Annotated in this window: 9 protein-coding genes; 4 read left to right on the top strand and 5 right to left on the bottom strand. The window is 39.0% G+C overall.

From position 1 onward, the window contains the following. Window positions 1–12: 12 nt before the first annotated feature. Both rsmH and mraZ read right to left on the bottom strand, forming a co-directional pair. A complete protein-coding gene (gene rsmH / locus VXM68_RS10015) occupies window positions 13–927 on the bottom strand; it encodes a 16S rRNA (cytosine(1402)-N(4))-methyltransferase RsmH (protein WP_293955786.1) in 915 nt (304 codons plus the stop codon). Between the two features lie 4 nt (window positions 928–931). Next, the gene (mraZ, locus tag VXM68_RS10010) at window positions 932–1,393 is read right to left on the bottom strand and encodes a division/cell wall cluster transcriptional repressor MraZ (RefSeq protein WP_070564930.1); all 462 of its coding nucleotides are present in this window, start codon (window positions 1,391–1,393) and stop codon (window positions 932–934) included. Window positions 1,394–1,827: 434 nt separating this feature from the next. Between mraZ and aspS the strand changes: the two genes are divergently transcribed. Continuing rightward, complete coding sequence (gene aspS, locus VXM68_RS10005) at window positions 1,828–3,579, top strand: aspartate--tRNA ligase (protein WP_367211168.1); 1,752 nt, start codon at window positions 1,828–1,830, stop codon at window positions 3,577–3,579. Between the two features lie 96 nt (window positions 3,580–3,675). Further along, on the top strand, window positions 3,676–5,064 hold the full coding sequence (locus VXM68_RS10000; RefSeq protein WP_367211167.1) for a LutB/LldF family L-lactate oxidation iron-sulfur protein: 1,389 nt from the start codon (window positions 3,676–3,678) through the stop codon (window positions 5,062–5,064). Between the two features lie 84 nt (window positions 5,065–5,148). Here VXM68_RS10000 and VXM68_RS09995 read toward each other — a convergent pair whose 3' ends face one another. Both VXM68_RS09995 and VXM68_RS09990 read right to left on the bottom strand, forming a co-directional pair. After that, a complete protein-coding gene (locus VXM68_RS09995) occupies window positions 5,149–5,685 on the bottom strand; it encodes a hypothetical protein (RefSeq protein WP_294185722.1) in 537 nt (178 codons plus the stop codon). Between the two features lie 99 nt (window positions 5,686–5,784). After that, entirely contained in the window at window positions 5,785–6,693 is a 909-nt protein-coding gene (locus VXM68_RS09990) for an energy transducer TonB (protein ID WP_367211166.1), read from the bottom strand. Window positions 6,694–6,765: 72 nt separating this feature from the next. Between VXM68_RS09990 and VXM68_RS09985 the strand changes: the two genes are divergently transcribed. Further along, a complete protein-coding gene (locus VXM68_RS09985) occupies window positions 6,766–7,587 on the top strand; it encodes a hypothetical protein (RefSeq protein ID WP_367211165.1) in 822 nt (273 codons plus the stop codon). Between the two features lie 69 nt (window positions 7,588–7,656). Here VXM68_RS09985 and tsaD read toward each other — a convergent pair whose 3' ends face one another. Then, on the bottom strand, window positions 7,657–8,658 hold the full coding sequence (gene tsaD, locus VXM68_RS09980; RefSeq protein ID WP_367211164.1) for a tRNA (adenosine(37)-N6)-threonylcarbamoyltransferase complex transferase subunit TsaD: 1,002 nt from the start codon (window positions 8,656–8,658) through the stop codon (window positions 7,657–7,659). A gap of 52 nt (window positions 8,659–8,710) precedes the next feature. Here tsaD and VXM68_RS09975 point away from each other — a divergent pair, with 52 nt between their 5' ends. Next, complete coding sequence (locus tag VXM68_RS09975) at window positions 8,711–13,090, top strand: translocation/assembly module TamB domain-containing protein (RefSeq protein ID WP_367211163.1); 4,380 nt, start codon at window positions 8,711–8,713, stop codon at window positions 13,088–13,090. Window positions 13,091–13,145 lie beyond the last annotated feature (55 nt).

Genomic DNA, 13,145 nt, shown 5'->3' with positions numbered 1-13,145 from the left:
CTCGCTCCATTTTTAAGACACACCCAACTTTTCAGCAATACGCAGTTTCGCACTGCGCGATCTATTATTTAAAGCCAGCTCCTCCGCAGAAGCCGTAATCGCTTTACGGCTAACCACAAGAAATGGCTTAATTTCATTTCCAAAAAAATCTTTTTCAACCTCTCCTTTAAACTTACCTTTAGCCATAAAATTTTTAACCAAACGATCCTCCAAAGAATGATAGGACATCACCGCCAATCGACCTTCAACATGTAGCACATCAACTGTTTGCAACAAAAATTCCTGTAAGGCTTCCAGCTCGCGATTCACTTCTATACGAAGCGCCTGAAAAACCTGCGCATGATACTTATGTTCTTTACCTTTCGGAACCATCCGTTGAATTACCTCTTTCAATTCGGCAACAGTCTGGATCGGTTGCGCTAAACGCGCAGTAACAATTGTTTTTGCAAGCGACTTAGCATTCATGATTTCACCATACATCCCAAAAATGCGGTGAAGATCCTCCTCCGAATAGGTCGCCAAAAGCGACTTCGCATCTAAATCACCAACTTGATCCATACGCATATCCAGATCCGCGTCAAAGCGAATAGAAAACCCACGATCAGCCGCATCAAATTGATGCGAAGAAACACCTAAATCTGCCAAAATCCCGTCTACTGAACGCACACCTTCCAAACGAAGACTATTTTTTAAAAACCTAAAGTTCTGATGTATCAATGTAAAGCGAGGGTCGTCGATCGCATTCTTCAATGCATCCGGATCCTGATCAAAAGCAAATAACTTCCCTTCTGGCCCCAATCTCTTTAAAATCTCTCGAGAATGACCACCACCACCAAAAGTCACATCCACATATATGCCATTCGGCTTAATCGCCAAAGCATCCATGCACTCTTGTAACATAACCGGAACATGATAGACATTTTCCATACGCTTATAGTCCAAAATTAATATCCCCCATTACCTCTGCCGCCAAAGATGATATATCCTCTACTCCGCCATCACCCATCAATTCCTCATATCCTTCTTTTGACCAAACCTCAATCTTATTAAACTGACAAGCCAAAACCAATTCAGTGCTTATGCCAGCAAATTCCAACAAACTTTTTGGTAACAAAACACGCCCCGCAGCATCCAAAGTTAATTCCGTAGCGCCACGCGTAAAAGCACGCACAAACGCCCGTACTTTAGGATCGAATTGATTCAATTTCGCCAGCTTAGCTGTCATCAAATCCCACTCTTCTCTTGGATAAAATACCAGATGTTTCTCAAAACCGCGATTCACAACAAGACCATCCCGCTCTACATGAGGCATTTGCCTCTTGAGCGCAGCTGGCAACACCATCCTTCCTTTGGCGTCTAGCTTGCATTCGAATTCTCCGATCAACTGAGTCATATCGTCAATTATCCTATTCTAATTTAAATGTAAAAGTATACACTTTCTCCCACTTTCCCCCACTTTATAACATAAAAAAGTTTTCCACATCAATAAATAGCTACAACAGACAAAATCTTCTTTGAAAGAAAAATGCTGCAAAACCTAATTTACAAGCAGTTAAATCCATATTAACTTATAAATACCCCATGTTATAGCACAGTTTATTGTCCATACTTTTCTCTAATAAATTTGAAATGATTGTAAAAATCTTGGGCCTATCCACTTAATTTCGACCACTTTTTTCAGTAAAAGAAGATAAAGTGGGAGCCATAAAAAAGACGAAAGAGTATTGTGGAAGAAAGTGGGAGGAGGCTCTTCAAATAACCCAAGCAGAATTCGTTATTGTCGAGTAAAACCAATAATTTTGCGTCAAATATAATTTTCATAACGATATGCACAGAACACACACTTGTGGCGAATTGACACTAGCTGACTTAGGGAAGACGGTTACCCTAAGTGGATGGGTTCAAAAATCCCGCGATTTAGGCGGTATGACTTTCATCGATGTTAGAGACCGATATGGTATCACACAATTAACGTTCAATGCAGATGATGATGCGTCTTTACGCGCCAGTGCCCGCGAACTCGGAAGAGAATATGTCATCAAGGTAACTGGAGAGGTTATCGAACGCTCTAATAAAAATGCTAAAATCCCCACTGGAGATATTGAAATCAAGGTTTTAGATCTTGAAATACTAAATGCCGCAAAATTACCCCCATTTACAATAGAAGATGAAACAGATGGTGGCGATGATATTCGAATGAAGTATAGATACTTGGATTTACGCCGTAACCCCGTGCGCGAAAACCTTATTTTACGCCATAAAACTTCACAAGAAATTCGCCGTTATCTTGACTCCCAAAATTTTTTGGAAGTTGAAACCCCTTATCTAATTAAATCAACTCCAGAGGGAGCACGTGATTTTGTAGTCCCTTCTCGGATGAATCCAGGAGAGTTTTATGCGTTACCACAATCACCTCAAACCTTTAAGCAACTCTTGATGGTTTCAGGTTTTGACCGCTATTTTCAGATTGTAAAATGCTTCCGTGATGAAGATCTACGTGCAGATCGCCAACCAGAATTTACACAAATAGATTGCGAAATGTCGTTTGTGGAGCAAGAAGATGTTCTAAATATCTTCGAAGGGCTTGCAAAACACATATTCAAAACAATCAAGGGGATCGACCTAGGTACTGTTCCGCGTATGACTTACGCAGACGCGATGCGTCTCTACGGATCCGACAAACCGGATATCCGTTTCGGAATGCAGTTTGTCGAACTAAACGATGTTGCCAAAGGAAAAGGTTTCCCCGTATTTGATGCCGCGGAATTAGTGGTGGGAATAAATGCTGAAAACTGTGCCCATTACACCAGAAAACAATTGGATGCACTGACAGATTTTATCAAACGTCCACAAATCGGCGCAACCGGATTGGTCTATGCGCGTGTTAATGAAGATGGTTCAGTCAAGTCCTCTGTGGATAAATTCTTCACCCCAGAACAACTTAGTGCAATCGCGACAGCGTTCCACGCGAAACCTGGCGACTTATTGTTAATTATGGCTGGTGGAACAGACAAAGTTCGCAAACAACTCAATGAATTACGCCTTGAAGTTGCGTCACAACTTGGTTTCCGCAACAAAGAAACCTTTGCTCCACTATGGGTCGTTGATTTCCCACTATTGGAATGGGACGAAGAAAGTGGCCGTTTCCATGCAATGCACCATCCATTTACTTCACCAAAACCGGAAGATATTCCGCTTTTAGATACCAACCCCGGAGAAGTAAGGGCAAATGCTTATGACTTTGTATTAAATGGCGTAGAAGTAGGTGGTGGTTCAATCCGTATCCACGACAGAGAACTTCAATCGCTCATGTTCAAACATTTAGGATTCAGCTCCGAAGATGCAAAAAAACAATTTGGATTCTTAATGGAGGCCTTTACATTTGGCGCTCCCCCACATGGCGGATTGGCTTTTGGCTTTGACCGACTAGTATCCTTATTGGCAGGCTTAGACTCTATCCGCGACGTCATCGCCTTCCCAAAAAATAATTCGGGAAGAGATGTTATGATTGACGCTCCGTCAACCATTCACCAAGAGCAGCTGGATGAACTCAGCTTAAATATTGCGATAAATTCATAAATTATGTAACTCGGTTTTCGAGAAACAATTTATTAACAGTATATTTAAAAGTTGGTAATTTTTACCAACTTTTTTTGTGAAAAATTAGCAGATTAGATGGCAGAGAGTACCGCTAATGCATTTATTGAGGAAAGTGCACGAAAAGCATTTGATACCAAACACCGCGATATTATCAATTACAATATCGACAAATACAGCATGGCTTTCGAAAAAGGCAAGAGCAAATTTGCAAATCTTGAAAATAGCAAGATAAAAGCCAATTTGATCAAGTGGAAGGTTATGGAAAATCTCGACCATTATCTGTTGCAGTTTGAAGCAAATTTCACTGCCCGAGGTGGAAAAGTCATCTGGGCAAACGACGCCACTGAAGCATTGGAAGAGATCTATACAATTATTCAGCGTAAAAAGGCAAAGTCTGTAGTCAAGTCCAAATCGATGGCAACAGAAGAGATTGAGCTTAATCATTTTCTGGCTTCCAAAAATATTGATGCAATAGAAACCGATCTAGGGGAATATATTATTCAGCTGCTCGATCAAAAACCCTATCATTTTGTTACCCCAGCCATGCACTTGAGCCTGGAAGATATTGCCAAGCTTTTTCATGAGAAATTTGACACCCCATTAGATGCTTCCGCAGAACAACTGACGATGAAAGCGCGTGAATTACTTCGTGATCGCTACTTATCAGCTGAAGTCGGAATTACTGGGGCCAATTTTCTGATTGCTGAAACTGGCAGCCTAGCGATTACCGAAAATGAAGGAAATGCCCGATTGACATCGACGTTCCCCAAAACACATATCGCTGTAGTTGGAATAGAGAAAATAATACCCAACTTACAGGACTTAGACCTATTTTGGCCGCTTTTATCTACACACGGTACTGGTCAGAATTTAACGGTTTACAATACACTACTTACAGGGCCTAAACAAGCTTACGAATCCGACGGTCCCGAAGAGATGTATGTCATTCTGCTAGACAATGGCCGAAGCAAACTGCTTGCTCAAAAAGAACAGCGTCAAGGCTTGTATTGCATCCGTTGCGGAGCCTGCCTCAATGTATGCCCAATCTATCAGAACATCGGCGGCCATACTTATGAAACAACTTATCAAGGCCCAATTGGATCGCTCATATCGCCGCATTTAAATGGAATGAAGGAATTTAAACACCTAAGCTACGCCTCTACACTCTGTGGAAAATGTACTGAGGTCTGTCCGGTTGGTATTGACATACAACGCATGCTCCTTGTGAACAGAAAAGATTCAGTTGATCAAGGTCTAGCTTCAAAAACGGAGCAAAAAGCTTGGCAGTGGTTCACTTATGGAATTATGCGAAGAAAATTGGTCGATTTTTTCGGTGGAAAATTCAAAAGTTTTTTCATCCGAAAACTCTTTCAGAAAACTTGGGGAGGTCAACGGGAGTTACCAAAATTGGCTGACAAATCGTTCTCCAAACAGTGGAAAGAACATCAAAAAAATAAAGAATAATAAAAAAAGAAAGAGGGAACCGATGGTTCCCTCCTCTACTAACACTCACCAATATTTAATATGAAAACTAACCTTTTTTAATGTTTATGATGCTTTTACATCGGCGTCATTTGTTTTATTCACTTCTCCTTTTTTAAAGTCTTTTCTTTTGAGCTGTCTGTCTTTTTTCCAATGCTCTTTGTGCATTTTTCGATTTTCAGCATAAGAATCTTTTAACGTTTTTTGCTGCTCTGGGGTTAACATTCCCATCATTTTTTCATGCTCCGCCAAACGTTGCTTTCTCATTTTTGCACGATGTTCCTTCCGTTCAGCGGCCATTTTCTGATGATCCTGTGCTTGCTTCAAATTAAAGGCATAGATATCTTTACGCTGTTTATCCGTAAATTTTAGCTTCTGATCCATGCGATCAGTTTTCATCTTAGCTACTTCCTCAGGAGTTTTATTTTTAAAACCATCTTGCATCCTTCCACCTCTATGTTTATGCAATGAAGTTTGCATTTCTTTTAATTCTGGTTTAACATCTTTTTTTTCTTGAGCGAAACCGGCTAACATCAATCCAGATAGAGCCAAACTTAACATCAATTTTTTCATTTCTTTATTTTTTTTAAAACCAACAATCATTTTTTTAACAAGTACTCTTTTTCGACTTATTTATTAGTAAGAGCGATATTGGCTATCAAAAGTTTAATTGATGATTTGTTAAATAAAGTTAAGAAAAGCTTATTGGCTTACAGCACTTAAACGGATCGGTAGCGTATACGCCACACGTACTTTAAGTCCATTCTGTACTCCAGGCTTCCATTTTTTCGCCTTCTTCAATAAGTTTATAGCAGCCTCCCCAGTACCAAATTTCATGTCACGTTTGACAACAATATCTGTTAATGACCCATCTTTCTCAACGACAAAAGAAACCTCTATAATACCAGATACGCCCTGATCTAAAGCCTCTTGCGGAAAGCTATAATTCTCGGCAATCCATTTCATAAACGCGGGTAACCCTCCTATAGGTATTGGCATAATCTCCACCGATGTAAATGTATTGTTAGCATCACCATTGGTTCCACCGCCGGATACCGAACCAATCCCGGAGCCAGTAATATCACCATCTCTTTTCGAAGAACCAAATTCACCGCGCGCAATGTACGTTCCTGATGGACTTGCTTTCAATGTAATCCTTGAAGTCATTGTATTGGGATTCTTCAGCTCATCCTGACGCACAAGTTCTTCCGTAACTTGATTGGCTTTGGCCACTTTTATATCAGGCATTCTCACCAGATCAAATTTGGATACATCTTGGGCAACCTGCTGCGGGGCTTTCTCCTGCATCGTGACCGGTTCTTCAGGAACCTCCTCTTTTTCCTCTACCTTCTTTTGAATTTCTTCCAGCATGTCGGGTCCGATATCTTTTACCGTATAAATCACGGCTGGAACAGTTTGCTTAAAATATGTATTATAGGCATAGGATCCTCCTATCAGCAAAACTGCAAAAGAAACAACAATTCCTAAACCTACATTTGTTGCTTTATCAGAGAGATTTCGCAACTCGTAAGCACCATACATTTTGTTACGACCAGCAAAAATAACGTCCAGCCATTCTTTGCGGTAGATATTCAATTTAGAGTTCATCATAACATTAAAGTTTAAATCTTTTCATTATGATGCGCGAAAGCCTTATATTTCACAAAAAAAATATAGATGCTTATGAAGTCATTTTTTTTAGCTATTTTTCTACTTACATTATATGCTTGTGGCAACAATCAACATCAATCCAAGACTGCAGTTAAGCATGAAAATACGGAAAAAAGAATTTCACCCTATTTTGGTTTTTTAAACCAGCAAAGGGACTCACTTATCGCTCTTCCGATGGATCAGGCAATGGAAAGTCCCGAAAAATATAATTATGTTATCGTAGAAAACCAAGTCAGCCCCCTTGAGTTTGTTCAAAATAAAACAGATAGTAAGGAGAGCAACGGTAGACAGACCGCACAGAACTTTGCAAATAGTGAAGGTTCATTATTTAAAATTAGCGCTGCAATTAAATTCGGCGAATTTGGTATGCTTGTCAACAAAGCTTTTATAGATCAGTATAAGATCGAGAAGTTTACACAAGTTCAAAGAGAAACTTCCCCAAATATTAGGGAGCAACTTGAAAAAAAATACAACAGAAAGATTAACAAAAGTACAACTGTTGCCACCCTTAGCGACGAGTCCGAGTTTAACCTTACCGTGTTTGAAAATCAACAAGACTCTGCTTTAGCTGTATTTTCCTACGCAAAGGATGGACAGCTGATCAATTTGGATTTCCCGGCTTTATACGATGATATCAGCACTTGGCGTGTTGATGACGGCGGTCAGTTTGATAACGAGGCTTTTCAAATACTAACAGTATTGCGCTCTAAGCAAGGAATTGGTTTTATCAGTATCTTTTGGGGAGCCGAAGGTTATGAACTGAATTTCTACCAGCCTAAGAAAAACGTATTTACTTCGGCGGCACAAGCCTATGGATATAGTTCCCCTTTATAAAATAAAGAATTTTAAGTTTCCCCAGTACGAAAGGACAGTGCTCGGGGAAACTCAAAATTTCAATAGTTGCTACAGGTGCATCCTAGCCATAGGAGCGACGTCCTGACCCACAAAATCTTTCTTTAGAAATTTATGATAGCCCGCAATGGCAATCATCGCTGCATTATCCGTACAGTATTCAAATTTTGGTATGAAGACCCTCCAATTGTATTTTTCACCCATTTCAATCAAGCTGTGTCGGAGACCAGAATTAGCCGAAACGCCACCTGCGATAGCGATATCCTTTACACCAATTTCCTTTGCCGCTTTCTTTAATTTATTCAACAGAATAGATACAATACGCGATTGTACACTGGCACACAAGTCGGCTATATTGTCTGTCAGAAAATCTGGATTCAGCTTCAATTGGTCTTGAACCAAATAGAGTATTGCGGTTTTCAATCCTGAAAAACTAAAATTTAAACCAGGGATCTGTGGTTCAGGAAGCCTATAAGCGTTCGGATTTCCATCTTTAGCATATTTATCGATGAGCGGTCCACCCGGATAAGGAAGATTTAAGATTTTAGCTGTCTTATCAAAAGCCTCCCCCGCTGCGTCATCCAACGTCTCCCCCAAAAGTTCCATTTCAAAATAATCTTTCACCAATACAATTTGTGTATGACCACCGGAAACTGTAAGACATAAAAAAGGAAAGTTTGGCTTCGGATCTTCAATAAAATGAGCTAAAATATGCGCCTGCATATGGTTTATATCAATTAAGGGAATATTTTGCGCTAGTGCAAATGACTTAGCAAAAGACGTTCCTACCAAAAGTGCACCTAATAATCCCGGCCCACGTGTAAAACTCACTGCATCTATTTGATTTTTGCTTACTTTTGCTTGGCGAATGGCTTCGTCCACTGTTGGAATAATATTTTGTTGATGAGCGCGAGAGGCCAACTCGGGAACTACTCCACCATATTTTGCGTGGATTGCCTGAGTGGCGATAACATTTGAGCGGATTTCACCGTTTATACAGATAGAAGCGGAGGTTTCATCACAAGAGGACTCGATCCCTAAAATAATAGCCATAGCTGGAGGTAATAAATTTTAATACAAAAGTATCAAAAAAATAATTAAAATAGTGTCAATAGTCCTGGGTAGTATAGTCATTATACTGCTTGCATTGGCATTGTCCCTGCAATTGAAGCCCGTACAAAACTATGTTGCACAAACAGCTGTAGACTATTTATCAAAGGAACTAAATACCAAAATAAGTCTCAAGAGCATCTATTTTAAGCCCTTCAAATCTATTGTAGTAGAAGATTTTCAACTCTATAGTCCGCAAGGAAAAAAAATAATACATTCAGGCAAGCTAGAAGCTAATGTCAACCTTTCTGAGTTCATTGAGTCGAACAAGATTGTAATCAATAAATTAACCATTGAAGACACTGAAGCTTCCTTCGAACAATTTCAGGACAGCAGTAATATTTCATTTTTAATTCGATATTTCAACCCACCAAAAAAAGAAAAAAAGAAAAGTTCAAAAAAACTCATCTTTGCGATCAAAGAAGTTATTATCAAAAACAATGCGTTCGACTACATTGACCACAAACGTAAGCATTACAATAAAGTGGTTGATTTTGGAGATTTAGGAATATCTAAATTAAACGCTCATCTTGATAATATTAAAATGGATTCCAATCAATTTTCAGCAGATATTAAGACATTTAACCTGCATGAAAAGAAAGGATTGGTTATTAAAGGTCTTCTTGCACGTACGACGATAAGCAATACGGCTATTGAACTCAGTGAACTGATGTTGGCAACCAACCGTTCTACATTCAAGAATTATGTCAAACTTAGCTACAACAGCTTTGACGATTTTTCGGACTTCATCAACAAAGTTCAGGTAAAACTACGTGCACGGGACTCCCGTATTCACTCTGAGGATATTGCTTTCTTTTCCTCCCCCATGCACCAGGTCAAATTTGACGTTAATATAAAACGTGCAAATCTAGAAGGAACTGTATCTTCCATCAACGCTTCACAAGTCGATTTAACAATTGGTAAGAAAACGAGTTTAACAGGTGATCTACAAATTATTGGGCTCCCTGACATCGATAAAACAGATTTCATCATTCCACAGGTAGCAATTTCATCCGAATATCAAGACTTAAATCGGGTTATTGCCGATTTAGGAAATCTAAAAAACTTTAAACTCCCGGAAATTGTTCAGCTTTTCAATAGATTTTCTTTCAAAGGAAGTCTACATGGACTGTACAATAAATTTAAAACAAAGGGAATTTTCACAACCGATATTGGTGATGTTAAGGCAGATGGATTGCTGGATATCCAGAAAGAAACTAGATATGCAGGTAGCTTCCAATCGAAAAAAATCGATATCGGAGCGATTACAAAAGTAAAAGATTTAGGAACAACAGGGTTCAATCTACAAGTAGACGGAACAGGCACCGAACCAAAAAAGCTCGCATTAAAAATAAAGGGAAATCTGACAAATTTCAACTTCAAAAATTACAGTTACCAAGATGTACAGATTGAAGGAAATGCAGCCAAACAACTGTTCCTTGGCTCCGGAAAAATATCCGATCCAAATTTAAAATTACAGTTTACAACAGATATTGACTGGTCCGCCACCCCCAATTATCATCTAGATGCTGATATTCAGCAAGCTAATCTAAAAAAAATCAATTTCTTTCAGGGAGATTCCATCAACATTACGAACACAAAATTCCATACCAGCCTAATTGGGGATAATATCAATAACATTACCGGTGAGTTTAAATCAGACAGTGTAAGCTTCACCTCTTCGAAGGGGCAATTTGTTATACGGAACATAAACTTTCTAGCAGAAGGAGATGAAAATGCCCGATCGTTAACCTTGCAGTCGGCTATCGGACATATCGACCTCAAAGGAAGAATAGATCTTAATACGATAGTTCCTTATTTTAAAGCTTTAGCGATGCGCTATGCCCCGGCTATTGGTTTTGAGAAGGATATGTTTACCCGTCAAGACTTTGACCTCAATATTAATATTACTTATTTCAAGCCTATCGCAACGTTCTTTAAAAAAGATATCGCGCTGGACAGCGGTGCAACATTGAACGCCAAATTTGAAAGTGAAAAACAAACGGCTAATTTTAATTTTTACGCACCTGAATTAAAATACAATGGTATCCGACTCACTCACCTGATTATCGATCAAAATGCCAATTTGAGAAATATGGAACTGCAGACCTCCATTGATCGAATTAACTTTACCGACAGTACATATATTAAAAACATCAATATTTCAAACACGCTGGCAAACGATAGTTTACAATTCAACATCAAAATGTCGGAACTAGAGGCAAGCAACAGTCTAGATCTGAATGGAGTCATCCGTTTTGCTCATGCCAAACCTGCCTATATCAATTTCTATCCGTCGAATATCTTGATCAATAGAGAGAGCTGGCTAGTCAATAAAGATGCACAGCTGAAAATATCGAAAGGAAAATGGTACTTTGAAAAACTAACGCTAAGTCATGATAACCAAAAGGTCCACATTGACGGTATACTTTCCAATGAAGAAAGTGATCAGATCAATCTTAAATTCCAGGACTTTAACCTCACTTCGTTAAATGGTATAACCAAGCCTTACGGCATCAATCTCTCTGGGAATATGAATGGAAATATCGAAGTTAATGCTGTGTTTAAATCTCCCTTTGTGGTAGCCAATATAAAGACTTCTCCTATTCTTTATAACAATATTCCCATCGGTTCACTGGCGCTTAGTGCTAATTATGACCCCGAAAATCAACACGTGAAATTGGATAGCAAGATTGAAGAAGGTAATAAATTGATTCAGCTACAAGGTTCTTATAATCACTTAAATGAAAATAATAAGCTTAATCTTAAGGCCAAACTAGCAAATACAGATGTATTTATTTTCCAGCCATTTTTACGAAGTTTAGTATCCAATATCCAGGGAAAAGTGAACGCAGATCTTACTATTGAAGGTGACATTCTAAACCCCAAAATTACAGGCGACGGCAAATTGGAAAATGCTTCGATGATTATCAATTATCTCAAAACCCCCTATCGGCTTTCTGATAAAATTGAGCTTAATAACAATCGAATCTTTCTAAAAGGATTAAAAGTATATGATCCAAAAAACAATGTAGCGACCATTGATGGGGTTGTCGACCTCAACAAATTAAGTGACCCTGATATCGATATTACTGCAGAAGCCAAGAATTTTTTAGTATTAAATACCACAATTAAAGACAACGACATCTACTACGGAACGGCTTACGCCTCGGGCAATTTCAAGTTTAAGGGACTTACCTCAGCAATGAATATCAACATCCGTGCTAAATCCGAAGAAAATACTGTTATCAATATCCCTTTCAACAACGCGAGCACCATATCAGATACCGACTTTATTTACTTTATCGAGAAAGACTCCACAAAAATCAAGAAAACCACAAAAAAACGAGATTTCAACGGTCTGACCATGAATATGGATCTCCTAATAAACCCTAATGCAGAGATCAATTTATTCTCCAGTATGGGCGAATTATCGGGTCGGGGAAATAGCAATCTTAATATGCGAATATCCTCTTTGGGAGATTTTGAAATGTTTGGTGATTTTATCATCAACAGTGGAAAATTTAATTTCACCGCCCAAGATTATATCAATAAGATCTTTGATCTCAAAGAGGGTGGAACCGTGCGATGGGCTGGAAATCCTACAGAAGCCAATATCAATATCAACGCCATCTATCAACAAAGAACGAGCTTAGCACCGCTTTATAATGCAGCCGGACGTGAAGAAAATCCCGAACGCGTATTGGCACAGGCCGATATGATCTTAAAAGGTCAATTAAGTCAGCCTGAGATTACCTTCGACATCAATTTTCCGCAGAATCCCGGCGTAAAGGATGAGCTGCAAGGTTATTTTTCGGATGCTAACAATGTCAATCAACAAGCACTCAGTCTGATCGTGCGAAGGAGTTTTACACCCGGTACACAAACTGACTTCGGTAAAGAAGTGAACAACACTTTGCTATCTGCGGGAACTGAATTAGCATTCAACCAAATCAACAACATCATAGCCCAATCGCTTAACATCAACTTCTTTGATATTAATATCAAATCTTTAAATGATGCTTCCGCTTCGCTACGTTTATTTAATGACAGACTTGTCTTGACCGGGGGGATTTCGGATCGAAGAAGTCAAGCCCTTACGGATTTAAATGTTTTTTCAGATCGGGTTTCTACCGATGCCGAAGCGATGTTTTATTTAAGAAAAGATGGCCGTTTAGTCCTTCGGGCCTCAAATAGATTAAACACCCGGAATTTTCTTCTTAGCCCCAACGATGGCGAGTATATAAGCGCTTTTGGATTACTGTATAGACAGGAATTCAACAGCTTCTCCGAGTTCTTAAAACGGCTATTTCCATTTGGCAAGAAAACGATTACGACAGCCCCTACTGAAACAAATAAAAGCAAGGTCGATTAATCTTTCGGTACAATTACTTGACTATTTCAATAGGTCTCTTCCAACTCTAGCAACC

It is taken from the genome of Sphingobacterium sp. R2 (assembly GCF_040760075.1).
GTDB lineage: Bacteria > Bacteroidota > Bacteroidia > Sphingobacteriales > Sphingobacteriaceae > Sphingobacterium.
This window is presented reverse-complemented; position numbering and strand designations above follow the sequence as displayed.